General features: G+C 55.5%; 12 protein-coding genes, 4 tRNA genes and 1 rRNA gene. All 17 read right to left on the bottom strand.

Features of this window, described 5'->3' with window-relative positions:
• Nucleotides 1-55: 55 nt before the first annotated feature.
• Nucleotides 56-4255, bottom strand: a complete 4200-nt coding sequence (gene rpoC / locus PseuLF5_RS26805) for a DNA-directed RNA polymerase subunit beta' (protein WP_340135027.1) — start codon at nucleotides 4253-4255, stop codon at nucleotides 56-58.
• 64 nt (nucleotides 4256-4319) lie between these two features.
• The gene (rpoB, locus tag PseuLF5_RS26800) at nucleotides 4320-8393 is read right to left on the bottom strand and encodes a DNA-directed RNA polymerase subunit beta (protein WP_123467463.1); all 4074 of its coding nucleotides are present in this window, start codon (nucleotides 8391-8393) and stop codon (nucleotides 4320-4322) included.
• A 221-nt stretch (nucleotides 8394-8614) separates the two neighbouring features.
• Nucleotides 8615-8980 (bottom strand): 50S ribosomal protein L7/L12, encoded by a 366-nt coding sequence (gene rplL / locus PseuLF5_RS26795; protein WP_007962228.1) that lies wholly within the window; start codon nucleotides 8978-8980, stop codon nucleotides 8615-8617.
• 74 nt (nucleotides 8981-9054) lie between these two features.
• Nucleotides 9055-9555 carry a 50S ribosomal protein L10 gene (gene rplJ / locus PseuLF5_RS26790; protein ID WP_003228752.1) on the bottom strand — a complete coding sequence of 167 codons (501 nt, stop codon included), beginning with the start codon at nucleotides 9553-9555 and terminating at the stop codon, nucleotides 9055-9057.
• 199 nt (nucleotides 9556-9754) lie between these two features.
• Nucleotides 9755-10450 carry a 50S ribosomal protein L1 gene (rplA, locus tag PseuLF5_RS26785; protein ID WP_024014523.1) on the bottom strand — a complete coding sequence of 232 codons (696 nt, stop codon included), beginning with the start codon at nucleotides 10448-10450 and terminating at the stop codon, nucleotides 9755-9757.
• The gene (gene rplK, locus PseuLF5_RS26780; RefSeq protein ID WP_003228756.1) at nucleotides 10450-10881 is read right to left on the bottom strand and encodes a 50S ribosomal protein L11; all 432 of its coding nucleotides are present in this window, start codon (nucleotides 10879-10881) and stop codon (nucleotides 10450-10452) included. Before rplK ends, rplA begins: the two co-directional genes overlap by 1 nt.
• Before the next feature lie 117 nt (nucleotides 10882-10998).
• Entirely contained in the window at nucleotides 10999-11532 is a 534-nt protein-coding gene (gene nusG / locus PseuLF5_RS26775; protein ID WP_007957598.1) for a transcription termination/antitermination protein NusG, read from the bottom strand.
• 9 nt (nucleotides 11533-11541) lie between these two features.
• Nucleotides 11542-11910 carry a preprotein translocase subunit SecE gene (gene secE / locus PseuLF5_RS26770; RefSeq protein ID WP_064589465.1) on the bottom strand — a complete coding sequence of 123 codons (369 nt, stop codon included), beginning with the start codon at nucleotides 11908-11910 and terminating at the stop codon, nucleotides 11542-11544.
• 45 nt (nucleotides 11911-11955) lie between these two features.
• Nucleotides 11956-12031, bottom strand: a tRNA-Trp gene (locus tag PseuLF5_RS26765).
• A gap of 53 nt (nucleotides 12032-12084) precedes the next feature.
• Nucleotides 12085-13278 (bottom strand): elongation factor Tu, encoded by a 1194-nt coding sequence (tuf, locus tag PseuLF5_RS26760; RefSeq protein WP_024164425.1) that lies wholly within the window; start codon nucleotides 13276-13278, stop codon nucleotides 12085-12087.
• Nucleotides 13279-13363: 85 nt separating this feature from the next.
• A tRNA-Thr gene (locus PseuLF5_RS26755) sits at nucleotides 13364-13439 on the bottom strand.
• Between the two features lie 26 nt (nucleotides 13440-13465).
• Nucleotides 13466-13539: transfer RNA gene (locus PseuLF5_RS26750), tRNA-Gly, on the bottom strand.
• Nucleotides 13540-13564: 25 nt separating this feature from the next.
• Nucleotides 13565-13649, bottom strand: a tRNA-Tyr gene (locus tag PseuLF5_RS26745).
• A gap of 143 nt (nucleotides 13650-13792) precedes the next feature.
• Nucleotides 13793-14239: a hypothetical protein gene (locus tag PseuLF5_RS26740; protein ID WP_123467469.1), complete on the bottom strand. Its 447-nt coding sequence runs from the start codon at nucleotides 14237-14239 to the stop codon at nucleotides 13793-13795.
• A 7-nt stretch (nucleotides 14240-14246) separates the two neighbouring features.
• Nucleotides 14247-14996 carry a pantothenate kinase gene (locus PseuLF5_RS26735; RefSeq protein ID WP_123467467.1) on the bottom strand — a complete coding sequence of 250 codons (750 nt, stop codon included), beginning with the start codon at nucleotides 14994-14996 and terminating at the stop codon, nucleotides 14247-14249.
• Entirely contained in the window at nucleotides 14986-15939 is a 954-nt protein-coding gene (gene birA, locus PseuLF5_RS26730) for a bifunctional biotin--[acetyl-CoA-carboxylase] ligase/biotin operon repressor BirA (RefSeq protein WP_222834195.1), read from the bottom strand. The genes PseuLF5_RS26735 and birA overlap by 11 nt, the downstream gene beginning before the upstream one ends.
• A 132-nt stretch (nucleotides 15940-16071) precedes the next feature.
• Nucleotides 16072-16144 (bottom strand): 5S ribosomal RNA (gene rrf / locus PseuLF5_RS28390); the annotation flags it as partial.

Genomic DNA, 16144 nt, shown 5'->3' with positions numbered 1-16144 from the left:
TTGTCTCGATTCGACGAACGGAGCGATCAGGGCCTCAGCTCATTTATCGCAGAACTCAGTTACCGCTCGAGTTCAGCGCTTCGGTCAGTGCAGCTTCCACTTCACTGGCGCTTACGCGCAACGGTTTGTCAGCATCACGGCGGCGCTTGCGCTCGCTGTGATAAGCCAGACCGGTACCGGCCGGGATCAGACGACCCACGACCACGTTTTCTTTCAGGCCGCGCAGATAATCGCGCTTGCCGGTGACTGCCGCTTCGGTCAGTACGCGGGTGGTTTCCTGGAAGGAAGCCGCGGAGATGAACGATTCGGTCGACAACGACGCCTTGGTAATACCCAGCAGAACGCGAGTGAACTTGGAGACAAACTTGTCTTCCGCGTTCAGACGCTCGTTCTCTACCAGTACGTGAGTCAGTTCCATCTGGTCGCCCTTGATGAAGCTGGAATCGCCGGACTCGGAGATCTCAACTTTACGCAGCATCTGACGCAGAATGGTCTCGATGTGCTTGTCGTTGATCTTCACGCCTTGCAGACGATAAACGTCCTGGATCTCGTTAACGATGTACTTGGCCAGCGCGCTCACACCCAGCAGACGCAGGATGTCGTGCGGATCGCTCGGACCGTCGGAGATAACTTCGCCGCGGTTTACCTGTTCGCCTTCGAACACGTTCAGGTGACGCCACTTCGGAATCAGCTCTTCATACGGATCGCTACCGTCGTTCGGGGTGATAACCAGACGGCGCTTGCCTTTGGTCTCTTTACCGAACGCGATGGTGCCGCTGACTTCAGCCAGAATCGACGCTTCTTTCGGACGACGAGCTTCGAACAGGTCGGCAACACGCGGCAGACCACCGGTGATGTCACGGGTCTTCGAAGTTTCTTGCGGGATACGCGCGATAACATCACCGATCGCGATCTTCGCACCATCCGCCACACCGACCAGCGCGTTGGCTGGCAGGAAGTACTGAGCGATAACGTCAGTGCCTGGCAGCAACAGATCCTTGCCGCTGTCGTCGACCATCTTCACTGCAGGACGGATTTCCTTGCCCGCAGCTGGACGATCTTTCGCGTCGAGTACTTCAATGTTGGTCATACCGGTCAATTCGTCAGTCTGACGCTTGATCGTGATGCCTTCTTCCATGCCCACGTAGGTCACGGTACCTTTCATTTCGGTAACGATCGGGTGAGTGTGCGGATCCCACTTGGCCACGATTGCGCCAGCGTCGACCTTGTCACCTTCTTTAACCGAAATCACGGCACCGTACGGCAGCTTGTAACGCTCGCGCTCACGACCGAAGTCATCAGCGATTGCCAGCTCACCGGAACGGGACACAGCAACCAGATGGCCATCCACACGCTCAACGTGTTTCAGGTTGTGCAGACGGACAGTACCGCCATTCTTCACCTGAACGCTGTCGGCTGCGGAAGTACGGCTTGCCGCACCACCGATGTGGAACGTACGCATCGTCAGCTGGGTTCCCGGCTCACCGATGGACTGGGCAGCGATAACGCCGACCGCTTCACCGATGTTCACCTGGTGACCGCGAGCCAGATCACGGCCGTAGCACTTGGCGCAAATGCCATAGCGGGTTTCGCAGCTGATCGGCGAACGCACGATCACTTCGTCGATGCTGTTCAGCTCGATGAATTCAACCCACTTCTCGTCTACCAGAGTACCGGCAGGAACGATAACGTCCTCGGTGCCTGGCTTGAATACGTCACGGGCAATAACACGACCCAATACGCGCTCACCCAACGGCTCTACAACGTCACCGCCTTCAATGTGCGGAGTCATCAGCAGACCGTGTTCGGTGCCGCAATCGATCTCGGTTACAACCAGATCCTGCGCCACGTCTACCAGACGACGAGTCAGGTAACCGGAGTTCGCAGTTTTCAACGCGGTATCCGCCAGACCTTTACGAGCACCGTGAGTCGAGATGAAGTACTGGAGTACGCTCAGACCTTCACGGAAGTTCGCAGTAATCGGCGTTTCAATGATGGAACCGTCCGGCTTGGCCATCAGACCACGCATACCGGCCAGCTGACGAATCTGTGCTGCGGAACCCCGCGCACCCGAGTCGGCCATCATGTACATCGAGTTGAAAGACTCTTGGTCGACTTCGTCGCCGTGACGGTCGATGACTTTCTCTTTCGAGAGGTTGGCCATCATCGCCTTGGAAACTTCATCGTTCGCTTTCGACCAAAGGTCGATCACTTTGTTGTACTTCTCGCCCTGGGTTACCAGGCCGGAGGCGTACTGGCTCTCGATCTCTTTCACTTCGTCGGTGGCTGCACCGATGATGCGGGCTTTTTCGTCCGGGATAACGAAGTCGTTAACACCGATGGAAACGCCGGAGATGGTCGAGTAAGCGAAACCGGTGTACATCAACTGGTCAGCGAAGATCACGGTCTCTTTCAAACCAACCACGCGGTAGCACTGGTTGATCAGCTTGGAGATCGCCTTTTTCTTCATCGGCAAGTTGACGACGTCGTACGACAGACCTTTTGGCACAACCTGGAACAGCAGCGCACGGCCGACAGTGGTGTCGACGATACGGGTACCGCTCACGCTGTTGCCGTCACGGTCGTTGACGGTTTCGTTGATACGTACTTTAACCTTGGCGTGCAGTGCGGCTTCGCCGGCACGGAACACACGGTCAACTTCCTGCAGATCCGCGAATACACGACCTTCGCCCTTGGCGTTGATCGCTTCACGAGTCATGTAGTACAGACCCAATACAACGTCCTGCGACGGAACGATGATTGGCTCACCGTTGGCTGGCGACAGAATGTTGTTGGTCGACATCATCAACGCACGCGCTTCGAGCTGGGCTTCCAGCGTCAGCGGTACGTGCACGGCCATTTGGTCGCCGTCGAAGTCGGCGTTGTACGCGGCGCAGACCAGCGGGTGCAGCTGAATAGCCTTACCTTCGATCAGTACCGGTTCAAACGCCTGGATACCCAGACGGTGAAGGGTCGGTGCACGGTTGAGAAGAACCGGGTGTTCGCGAATCACTTCAGCGAGAACGTCCCAAACCTCTGGCAGTTCGCGCTCGACCATTTTCTTGGCCGCTTTGATGGTGGTCGCGAGACCACGCATTTCCAGCTTGCCGAAAATGAACGGTTTGAACAGCTCGAGAGCCATCTTCTTCGGCAGACCGCACTGATGCAGACGCAGGGTCGGGCCTACGGTAATTACCGAACGACCGGAGTAGTCAACACGCTTACCGAGCAAGTTCTGACGGAAACGACCCTGCTTACCCTTGATCATGTCAGCCAGGGATTTCAGAGGACGCTTGTTCGAACCGGTGATAGCGCGGCCACGACGACCGTTGTCGAGCAGAGCATCGACAGCTTCCTGCAACATACGCTTTTCGTTGCGCACGATGATGTCCGGAGCGGACAGATCCAGCAGGCGCTTCAAACGGTTGTTACGGTTGATCACTCGACGATACAGATCGTTGAGGTCGGAAGTCGCGAAGCGACCGCCATCCAGCGGGACCAGTGGACGCAGATCTGGCGGCAGAACCGGCAGAACGGTCAGCACCATCCACTCTGGCAGGTTGCCGGAACCCTGGAAGGCTTCCATCAACTTCAGACGCTTGGACAGCTTCTTGATCTTGGTTTCGGAGTTGGTTTGCGGAATTTCTTCACGCAGACGGCCAATCTCGTGTTCCAGGTCGATAGCGTGCAGCAGTTCACGGACAGCTTCTGCACCCATGCGGGCGTCGAAGTCGTCACCGAACTCTTCCAGCGCTTCGAAGTACTGCTCGTCGTTCAGCAGCTGACCTTTTTCAAGGGTGGTCATGCCTGGATCGATAACGACATAGCTCTCGAAGTAGAGAACGCGTTCGATATCACGCAGGGTCATGTCCATCAGCAGGCCGATACGGGACGGCAGCGATTTCAGGAACCAGATGTGGGCTACCGGCGAAGCCAGTTCGATGTGCGCCATGCGCTCACGACGAACCTTGGCCAGCGCAACTTCAACGCCGCACTTCTCGCAGATCACACCACGGTGCTTCAAGCGCTTGTACTTACCGCACAGGCACTCGTAATCCTTTACCGGGCCAAAGATCTTGGCGCAGAACAGACCGTCACGCTCAGGTTTGAACGTACGGTAGTTGATGGTTTCCGGCTTTTTAACTTCACCGAACGACCACGAGCGGATCATCTCAGGCGAGGCCAATCCGATACGGATGGCGTCGAACTCTTCGACTTGACCCTGGTTTTTCAGCAAATTCAGTAGGTCTTTCAAGGCCTTTCCTCCTGGCGGAGCAGAGAGCGGGCAATCCTGCCCCGCTCTCGATTCGCGTCACGTGTTATTCGGTTTCCAGATCGATATCGATGCCGAGGGAACGAATTTCCTTGATCAACACGTTGAAGGACTCGGGCATGCCCGGCTCCATACGGTGATCGCCATCCACGATGTTTTTGTACATCTTGGTACGGCCGTTCACATCGTCCGACTTCACTGTGAGCATTTCTTGCAGAGTGTAAGCAGCACCGTATGCTTCCAGTGCCCAGACCTCCATCTCCCCGAAACGCTGACCACCGAACTGCGCCTTACCACCCAGCGGCTGCTGGGTAACCAGGCTGTACGAACCGGTAGAACGCGCGTGCATCTTGTCGTCTACCAAGTGGTTCAGCTTCAGCATGTACATGTAGCCAACGGTAACTGGACGCTCAAACTTGTTGCCGGTACGGCCGTCAGTCAGCTGCATCTGGCCGCTTTCCGGCAGGTCTGCCAGTTTCAGCATGGCCTTGATTTCGCTTTCCTTGGCGCCGTCGAACACTGGGGTGGCCATTGGAACACCGCCACGCAGGTTCTTCGCCAGATCCAGGATTTCCTGATCGGAGAAGCTGTCCAGATCTTCGTTACGACCGCCGATCTGGTTGTAGATCTCGTCCAGGAAGGTACGCAGCTCAGCGACTTTACGCTGCTCTTCGACCATCCGGTTGATCTTCTCGCCCAGGCCTTTGGCCGCGAGGCCCAGGTGGGTTTCAAGGATCTGACCAACGTTCATACGCGAAGGTACGCCCAGCGGGTTGAGGACGACGTCGACCGGGGTGCCATTGGCATCGTGCGGCATGTCTTCAACCGGCATGATCACGGAGACCACACCTTTGTTACCGTGACGACCGGCCATCTTGTCGCCCGGCTGGATGCGACGACGGATTGCCAGGTAAACCTTGACGATTTTCAGCACGCCTGGAGCCAGGTCATCGCCCTGCTGCAGTTTGCGCTTCTTGTCTTCGAACTTGTCGTCGAGCAGACGGCGGCGATCAACGATGTAGGCCTGAGCCTTCTCGAGCTGCTCGTTCAGAGCATCTTCAGCCATGCGCAGCTTGAACCACTGACCATGCTCAAGACCGTCGAGTACTTCGTCGGTGATGTCCTGACCCTTCTTCAGACCGGCGCCGCCTTCAGCCTTGTGGCCTACCAGAGCGGAGCGCAGACGTTCGAAGGTCGCGCCTTCAACGATACGGAACTCTTCGTTCAGATCCTTGCGGATCTCGTCCAGCTGGGACTTCTCGATCGACAGTGCACGAGCATCACGCTCAACGCCGTCACGGGTGAAGACCTGTACGTCGATGACAGTACCTTTGGTGCCAGTTGGCACGCGCAGGGAGGTGTCTTTAACGTCGCTGGCTTTTTCACCGAAGATCGCACGCAGCAGTTTTTCTTCCGGAGTCAGCTGGGTCTCGCCTTTCGGAGTGACCTTGCCCACCAGGATGTCGCCTGCGCCTACTTCAGCACCTACGTAAACGATACCGGCTTCGTCCAGCTTGTTCAGTGCAGCTTCACCCACGTTCGGGATGTCCGCAGTGATTTCTTCTGGGCCAAGCTTGGTGTCACGGGCCACACAGGTCAGTTCCTGAATGTGGATCGTGGTGAAACGGTCTTCCTGAACAACACGCTCGGACAGGCAGATGGAGTCTTCGAAGTTGAAGCCGTTCCATGCCATGAACGCGATGCGCATGTTCTGACCCAGCGCCAGTTCACCCATGTCGGTGGACGGGCCGTCGGCCATGATGTCGCTACGCTGAACGCGATCACCCTTGCTCACCAGCGGACGCTGGTTGATGCAGGTGTTCTGGTTCGAGCGGGTGTATTTGGTCAGGTTGTAGATGTCGACACCCGCTTCACCGGTTTCGACTTCATCATCAGCAACACGAACCACGATACGGCTGGCGTCGACGGAATCGATCACGCCGCCACGACGAGCCACGACGCAAACGCCGGAGTCACGGGCTACGTTACGCTCCATGCCGGTACCTACCAGCGGCTTGTCAGCGCGCAGGGTTGGTACAGCTTGACGCTGCATGTTCGAACCCATCAACGCACGGTTGGCGTCGTCGTGCTCGAGGAACGGAATCAGCGACGCTGCGACCGAAACTACCTGCTTCGGCGAAACGTCCATCAAAGTGACGTCTTCCGGCGCCTTGACGGTGAATTCGTTCAGGTGACGTACGGCTACCAGTTCGTCGATCAGGACTTTCTGGTCGTTCATGGTCGCCGAAGCCTGCGCGATCACGTGATCGGCTTCTTCAATGGCGGACAGGAACACGATCTCGTCGGTGACCACACCCTCTTTCACCACGCGGTACGGGCTTTCCAGGAAGCCGTACTGGTTGGTGCGAGCGTAAGCCGCCAGGGAGTTGATCAGACCGATGTTCGGACCTTCCGGCGTTTCGATCGGGCATACACGGCCGTAGTGAGTCGGGTGTACGTCACGAACTTCAAAGCCTGCGCGCTCACGAGTCAGACCACCAGGGCCGAGTGCAGAAACACGACGCTTGTGGGTGATCTCGGACAGCGGGTTGTTCTGGTCCATGAACTGCGACAGCTGGCTGGAACCGAAGAACTCTTTCACCGCCGCAGCCACTGGCTTGGCGTTGATCAGGTCTTGCGGCATCAGGCCTTCGCTTTCTGCCATCGACAGACGCTCTTTGACCGCACGCTCAACACGCACCAGGCCAACGCGGAACTGGTTCTCGGCCATCTCGCCGACGCAACGAACGCGACGGTTACCCAAGTGGTCGATGTCGTCGACGATGCCTTTACCGTTACGGATGTCGACCAGAGTCTTCAGTACCGCGACGATGTCTTCCTTGCACAGCACGCCCGAACCTTCGATCTCGGTGCGACCGATACGACGGTTGAACTTCATCCGGCCGACCGCAGACAGGTCATAGCGCTCAGGGCTGAAGAACAGGTTGTTGAACAGGGTTTCGGCAGCGTCCTTGGTTGGCGGCTCGCCTGGACGCATCATGCGATAGATCTCGACCAGCGCTTCCAATTGGTTGCTGGTGGAGTCGATCTTCAGCGTGTCGGAGACGAACGGACCGCAGTCGATGTCGTTGGTGTACAGAGTTTCGATGCGAACGACACCGGCCTTGGCAATTTTCGCCAGGACTTCGGTCGACAGCTCGGTGTTGCACTCTGCCAGGATTTCGCCGGTAGCCGGATGCACGATGACCTTGGCGGTCGTGCGACCCAGGACGTAGTCCAGAGGCACATCCAGCTCTTTGATCCCGGCTTTTTCCAGCTGGTTGATGTGGCGGGCAGTAATACGACGGCCCTGCTCAACAATCACCTTGCCTTTGTCGTCCTGAATGTCGAGGACAGCGACTTCACCGCGCAGGCGCTGAGGCACCAGTTCCAGGCTCAGGCCTTCGCCTTTAACGTGGAATACGTTGGTGGTGTAGAACGCGTCCAGCACTTCTTCGGTGGTGTAACCGAGCGCGCGCAGCAGTACCGAGGCCGGCAGCTTGCGACGACGGTCGATACGCACGAACACGCAGTCTTTCGGGTCGAACTCGAAGTCCAGCCACGAACCGCGGTAAGGAATGATGCGAGCGGAGTACAACAGTTTGCCGGAGCTGTGCGTCTTGCCGCGGTCGTGGTCGAAGAACACGCCCGGGGAACGGTGCAGCTGGGAAACGATAACACGCTCGGTACCGTTGATTACGAAGGTACCGTTCTCAGTCATCAATGGGATTTCGCCCATGTAGACTTCTTGCTCTTTGATGTCCTTGATCGCTTTGTTCGACGATTCTTTGTCGAAAATGATCAGGCGCACTTTTACCCGCAAAGGTACGGCGAAAGTTACACCGCGCAATACGCATTCTTTGACATCAAATGCCGGTTCGCCCAGGCGATAACCGACGTACTCCAGCGCAGCATTGCCGGAGTAGCTGATGATCGGGAAAACGGATTTGAAGGCCGCATGCAGGCCCACGTCGCGGAACTGATCTTTAGTCGCTCCCGCTTGCAAGAATTCACGATACGAATCCAGCTGGATGGCCAGGAGGTACGGCACATCCATGACGTCCGGCAACTTGCTAAAGTCCTTGCGGATACGTTTTTTCTCAGTATATGAGTAAGCCATCAGCGTTCCCCAGCTTGGTCACCTGCTTGTTTGGCCCCTCCCGACGGGAGCAGCCAGAAAATCGTGCAAACCCCATGGTTTGCGCCACCGCATCGGGTGGTTACAGCGCCTTTATCAGCACCGACCCAGTCGGCTGCCAATAACGGAAAAAGGCCGGTGGCAAGAGCCACCAGCCATCAGCCTGTCGCTTGACGCTCGGGCTGGAGGAGCAAAGTCGATACTTATTTCAGTTCGACTTTAGCGCCTGCTTCTTCCAGCTTCTTCTTAGCGTCTTCAGCAGCTTCTTTCGAAACGCCTTCAGCTACAACCTGAGGAGCGCCGTCTACTTTCTCTTTGGCTTCTTTCAGGCCCAGACCGGTCAGTTCACGAACTGCCTTGATCACGTTAACCTTCTTCTCGCCAGCTTCCAGCAGAACAACGTTGAACTCGGTTTGCTCTTCAACAGCAGCAGCAGCTACAGCTGGGCCAGCCGAAGCAGCAGCAGCGGTAACACCGAAGGTTTCTTCCATCGCTTTGATCAGCTCAACGATTTCCACTACGGATTTCTGGCCGATTGCTTCGATGATTTGTTCGTTAGTCAGAGACATGACTCAATTCCTGAATTGGGGGACGGCCTACGCGACCATCGAAATAAACAAAAAACGCGAGAAGTTGACGAGCCTTAGGCTGCGGCAGCTTCTTTCTGGTCGCGAATTGCCGCCAGAGTACGAGCCAATTTGCTGGTAGCGCCTTGAATCACGCTCATCAGCTGAGAAATTGCTTCGTCACGGGTCGGCAGAGTTGCCAGTACGTCGATCTGATTAGCTGCGAGGAACTTGCCCTCGAACGCAGCTGCCTTGATCTCGAACTTGTCCTGACCCTTGGCAAACTCTTTGAAGATACGGGCAGCAGCGCCCGGATGTTCGTTCGAGAATGCAATCAGGGTCGGGCCGGTGAACACGTCGTTGAGGACACTGTATTCAGTGTCAGCAACAGCGCGCTTGAGCAGGGTGTTACGTACAACACGTACGTAAACGCCAGCTTCACGAGCCTCTTTACGGAGTCCGGTCATTGCGCCTACTGTTACGCCACGGGCATCAACCACGACAGCGGACAGAGCGACTTTGGCAGCCTCGTTGACTTCAGCGACGATGGCCTTCTTGTCTTCGAGATTAATTGCCACGGGTTTAACTCCTGCTTGTTACCGTTTCACTCGGTCGAAACCGAATGTCGTTTTGGTGTCTGATTCGGTAAGGAACCGGGAGCACCATCTGCGTAGGCTTGTGGTTTAAGGCTTGCGCCGCCTACGGTCTTGGATAGCCCCCGCCAGGCAGGGACCCCAATCTTTCAACTGGCGCGATCAAATCGCGCCAATTTTTGTCTTACGCGTCGAGCGAGCTTTGGTCGATAACCAGACCTGGGCCCATGGTGGTGCTCAGGGTAACGCGCTTGACGTAAATGCCTTTCGAGGAAGCTGGCTTGATACGCTTCAGATCAGCGATCAGGGCTTCAACGTTTTCCTTCAGCTTGACGGCATCGAAGCCGATCTTGCCAACGGAAGTGTGGATGATGCCGTTTTTGTCGGTGCGATAACGAACCTGACCAGCCTTGGCGTTTTTAACCGCGTTAGCCACGTCTGGAGTTACGGTGCCGACTTTCGGGTTAGGCATCAGGCCACGTGGACCGAGGATCTGACCCAGTTGACCTACAACGCGCATGGCATCCGGGGATGCAATCACTACGTCATAGTTCAGGTCGCCGCCTTTCATTTCGGCAGCCAGATCGTCCATACCTACACGGTCAGCGCCGGCAGCCAGAGCGGCCTCGGCAGCTGGACCCTGGGTGAACACGGCTACGCGAACGGTCTTGCCAGTGCCATGTGGCAGCACAGTAGCGCTACGAACAACCTGGTCGGATTTACGTGGGTCTACACCCAGGTTTACAGCAACGTCGAACGACTCGCTGAACTTGACAGTCGACAGCTCAGCCAGCAGAGCAGCAGCGTCTACAATGTTGTAGGCCTTGCCTGCTTCGATTTTGCCGGCGATAGCCTTTTGACGCTTGGTCAGCTTAGCCATTACACACCCTCCACGTTAAGGCCCATGCTACGAGCAGAACCGGCGATAGTACGCACGGCTGCATCCATATCAGCTGCAGTCAGATCCGCGTTTTTGGTTTTCGCGATTTCTTCCAGCTGAGCACGGGTAACAGTGCCGACCTTAACGGTGTTCGGACGAGCGGAACCGCTGGTCAGACCGGCCGCCTTCTTCAGCAGAACCGAAGCAGGGGTGGATTTGGTTTCGAAAGTGAAGCTACGGTCGCTGTAGACAGTGATGATCACTGGAGTCGGCAGACCTGCTTCAAGACCCTGAGTACGGGCGTTGAAGGCCTTGCAGAATTCCATGATGTTCACGCCGTGCTGACCCAGAGCAGGACCAACAGGTGGACTTGGGTTAGCCTGAGCGGCCTTCACTTGCAGCTTGATGTAAGCGGTAATCTTCTTGGCCATGAGGCACTCCAATTACGGGTTCGAACGCCTCGAAAGGCTCCCCGGTTACTTGCGCGTTTATCCCAGTGACGACAAAACCCCACAGCCTTGGGCTGTGGGGTTGGGATGCTTGCCCAGTTAGACCTTTTCGACCTGACTGAACTCCAGCTCCACCGGAGTAGAGCGACCGAAAATGAGCACCGCCACTTGGATCCGGCTCTTTTCGTAGTTAACTTCTTCAACAACGCCGTTGAAATCGGCGAATGGACCGTCGTTGACACGTACCGTCTCACCTGGCTCGAACAACGTCTTCGGCTTAGGCTTGTCGCTACCATCAGCAACGCGACGCAGAATTGCTTCTGCCTCTTTATCCGTAATAGGCGCTGGCTTATCAGCAGTACCGCCGATAAAACCCATCACGCGAGGAGTGTCCTTGACCAAGTGCCAAGTACCCTCATTCATATCCATCTGAACCAGCACGTAGCCTGGAAAGAACTTTCGCTCGCTTTTGCGCTTCTGGCCATTGCGCATCTCAACCACTTCTTCAGTGGGAACCAGAATCTCGCCGAAGCCATCTTCCATGCCAGCCAGCTTTACGCGCTCGATCAGCGAGCGCATCACATGCTTCTCGTAACCCGAGTAAGCATGCACAACATACCAACGCTTAGCCACGGGACACCCTTAGCCGACAATCAAGGAAACAAGCCAGCCGAGCAGGGAATCAAGCCCCCACAACAGCAACGCCATAACCAGAACAACAGCCACGACAATCAGCGTGGTCTGCGTGGTTTCTTGGCGAGTTGGCCACACGACTTTACGAATCTCGGTGCGAGCTTCCTTAACCAGTACAAAGAAAGACTTGCCCTTAGCAGTCTGCAGGCCTACAAAGGCAGCTACAGCAGCAATGACAAGCAAAGCAAGTACACGGTACAGGATCGGCGAAGCAGCGTAATACTGATTGCCAACAACGCCAACAACCACCAAAGCGACTACTACAAGCCACTTGAGCAGATCGAAGCGAGAGCCTTGAGCTTCAGCCTTAGGAGTCATCTATGAAGATCCTGTGAAAAGAAAGCCAGACACACCGAGTGAATCTGGCAGGTCAGGAGGGAATCGAACCCCCAACCTACGGTTTTGGAGACCGTCGCTCTGCCAATTGAGCTACTGACCTAAAACAAAATCAGGCCGACCATTATGCCGGCCCGAAAAATACATTACAACCGTTTATTCGATGATTTTGGCTACGACGCCAGCGCCGACGGTACGACCGCCTTCACGGATAGCGAAACGCAGACCGTCTTCCATCGCGATGGTTTTGATCAGGGTAACAGTCATCTGAATGTTGTCACCTGGCATTACCATTTCAACGCCTTCTGGCAGCTCGCAGTTACCAGTCACGTCAGTAGTACGGAAGTAGAACTGTGGACGGTAGCCTTTGAAGAACGGAGTGTGACGACCGCCTTCTTCCTTGCTCAGAACGTAAACTTCTGCGGTGAACTTGGTGTGCGGCTTAACCGAACCTGGCTTAACCAGAACCTGACCACGCTCAACGTCGTCACGCTTGGTACCACGCAGCAGAACGCCGCAGTTCTCGCCAGCACGACCTTCGTCGAGCAGCTTGCGGAACATCTCAACACCGGTGCAGGTGGTGGTGGTGGTGTCACGCAGACCAACGATTTCCAGTGCATCTTGAACGCGAACGATACCGCGCTCGATACGACCAGTCACAACAGTACCGCGACCCGAGATCGAGAATACGTCTTCGATTGGCATCAGGAATGGCTTGTCGATCATACGAACTGGTTCTGGGATGTAGCTGTCCAGAGTTTCAACCAGCTTCTTGACGGCAGTGGTGCCCATCTCGTTGTCGTCTTTGCCTTCCAGCGCCATACGAGCCGAACCGATGATGATTGGAGTGTCATCGCCCGGGAAGTCGTAGGTGGACAGCAGGTCGCGAACTTCCATCTCAACCAGTTCCAGCAGCTCAGCGTCGTCTACCAGGTCAGCCTTGTTCAGGAAAACCACGATGTACGGAACGCCTACCTGACGGGACAGCAGGATGTGCTCACGGGTTTGTGGCATCGGACCATCAGCGGCCGAGCAAACCAGGATAGCGCCGTCCATTTGAGCAGCACCGGTGATCATGTTCTTCACATAGTCAGCGTGACCTGGGCAGTCAACGTGAGCGTAGTGACGGATCAGCGAGTTGTACTCAACGTGCGCGGTGTTGATGGTGATACCGCGAGCTTTTTCTTCTGGAGCGCTGTCGATCTTGTCGAATTCAACTACGGCCGAACCGAAAACTTCGGAGCAGACGCGAGTCAGAGCAGCGGTCAGAGTGGTTTTACCGTGGTCAACGTGACCAATGGTCCCTACGTTGACGTGGGGCAGGGAACGATCAAATTTTTCCTTAGCCATCGATAACACCCTCAAACAGAAGAATTAGACAAACAATATCTACCATTAAAACAAAGGCAGATATTTTCATATCTGCCTTGTTATATGGAGCTCTTGAGCGGATTTGAACCGCTGACCTCACCCTTACCAAGGGTGTGCTCTACCAACTGAGCTACAAGAGCGAAACACTTTGCACAACCTGCAAACTTGGAGCGGGTAGCGGGAATCGAACCCGCATCATCAGCTTGGAAGGCTGAGGTTCTACCACTAAACTATACCCGCGGAGCCTGCAGCTCACGCTAAAATCTGGTGGAGGGAGAAGGATTCGAACCTTCGAAGTCGTAGACGTCAGATTTACAGTCTGATCCCTTTGGCCGCTCGGGAACCCCTCCTAATCAGGCCGGCATTCTATACTATGCCAAACCCCTGTCAAGCATTTTCTCATTTAAAAACCTGAGGTTAGCTGCATTGACACCGCTCTACTGCAACCGCCTGTTCAGGCCTTCACTGTGGAGCGGGCGCCATTCTATGCAAACTATTCAGCCGGTGCAACCCCTCCACACAGCATTATTTTATGTTTTAACTCATTGAATTCCTTGGAAAGGTTCTTCAACTGCTCATCTCCCAGCAAACGCTGGCTTTCAGGTGAAATTCGCAACCAATATCCTGAGTCAGGAAAGTCTTTTTGCGAAGACTGAGTCTTCACCTCCATCTGAACAAGACGCCGATCGAGAGCCTGCAGTGACTCCGCGCGGGCAAACCCACCGACGTAAAGGCACTGTTCACCTTCCGCCTCCGTGCGCGACGCCCCGGCTTTCTGTGCAGGAGAGCCACCACTCTCACTCAGCAAGCGAATATCTTGTTGCGTCCCCCGATACAAACTGAGGGGAGTGACATCTTTGGCTCGCAAAGGAGCCTCCTGCTGATGCCAGACGTAATAGAACACATTGAGAACAACCAGCAGCAGGAACAACCAACGCATACGAACCTCAGGAAAAAGGACACGCCATAGCCAAGCCCACAAACACCAGATCGGGAACGATTCGAGCATCAGGCGCAGCGCCTGCAACCAGTTCGGCATCTCCACCAGTGATAAAAACAGTGAAGTCCTGCCCCCAATAGGCTCGCGCCATCTCCAACTGAGTGAGCACAAACCCCTTCAACATCAGCGAACATCCGCGCTCTACAGCCTCGACCGTGGTACGGCCTGGAGCCTGGCTGGCCAAGGCACGCTCGGCAGCCAGATCCCCATATCGAATTTTCCTGGTATGGGTTCGCAGCTGATTACGCATCAACGGCATACCGGGACAAATGAAGCCACCAAGATGCTCACCGTCTGCAGCAATAAAATCCGCAGTGACCGCAGTGCCGAAATCCAGAACCAGGCACGCGCCATTCGCCAGATGAAAGCCACCAAGCATTGCAAGCCAACGATCCAGCCCCAGTCGCTCGTAATCCTCGTATCCATTTTTTACGCCAGACATCTCTCTAGCAGATTTCGCACAGACGACCGTTACGCCGAACTCCCGCTCAAGCATCGCGGTTAGCGCAACAGTTTCCTCAACAGTACGCACACTCACCAAACGGCAGTTACTTAATGCAAGTCCATCCAGGCCTCGAAGGCTTTCCAACAGCGCCTGATCTGAATCGACCACACCCTCTGCCATCAAGGCTACCGCCTTGGCCTTCAGCACTCGCCATTTAATGAAGCTGTTGCCGCAGTCGAGCTCAAGAATCATCACGCAACCTCAGGCTAAGCTCGCCGCCACTAAAGACTTTTTCCATGCCATTCACCTTCAATCGCAGCGCGCCCTGGTTATCGATCCCAAGCACTACGCCATCTATCTGATTGACACCCGCTATCAGGGAAACCATCCGCCCCTGCCAAAGATGGTTTTCTTCCCACTCAGTCTGAAGAACAGAAAAACCACCGACCTGGTGACGCTGTATGTATGCCTGTAATTGGTTACTCAACTCGACGACCAGCGCATTTCGATCAAAGCTTTTACCTGACTCCAACCTCATCGAGGTCCATTGCTGATCAACCTCATCAGCCGCCTGCATATTCACGTTAATGCCGATCCCTAGCACTACATGACATACATCTGCCGGATCTCCGACGAGCTCGAGCAATATCCCGGCGATTTTTTTACTGTCGACGAGAACATCATTCGGCCATTTCAGCCCCACGTCAGCCACTCCCAGCTTTCTGAGGGTTTGCATAACCGCGAGCCCAACGACCAGGCTCAGACCCTCAAGCTGACGCATACCACCATCAATGCGCAGTACAAGGCTGTAATAGAGATTCTCGGCAAAGGGACTTACCCATTTGCGCCCCCTACGCCCTCGACCGGCAATCTGCCGCTCCGCGACTACCAAAAATGGTGCAACCTGACCTTGCCCAATGGCCCGCAGCGCCTGGGCATTAGTAGAGTCAATGGAGTCAAAAACCGTTACTGGCCAGCTTGGCGACATTCCTGCCATGCCAAGGGGATCCAGCAACATCAAGGGGGTAGCCAACTGATAGCCTCGCCCCCGAACCTTATGAATGGACAGCCCAAGCTCCGCCTCAAGATGCTGAAGCTGCTTCCACACCGCACTTCGACTAATTCCCAGGGCCTCGCCCAAGTCCTGACCAGAATGGAATCGGCCATCCTTCAGAAGGTTCAACAACGTCAGCATGCAGATCTCGCCTCACAATGAGGCCCGAATAATATCCATGACCCGCGCCGTTGCATAGAAATCAAGCAGACGCATTTCCTGCGGGCAAAACAAAACCCCAACTGCTTTCGCAATTGGGGTTTCGGAATTTAATCTTGACGATGACCTACTCTCACATGGGGAAACCCCACACTACCATCGGCGATGCATCGTTTCACTTCTGAGT

The organism is Pseudomonas sp. LF-5 (assembly GCF_037626295.1).
Taxonomy (GTDB): domain Bacteria; phylum Pseudomonadota; class Gammaproteobacteria; order Pseudomonadales; family Pseudomonadaceae; genus Aquipseudomonas; species Aquipseudomonas monsensis.
The sequence above is the reverse complement of the archived record's forward strand: the minus strand, read 5'-3'. Positions and strand labels throughout refer to the sequence as shown.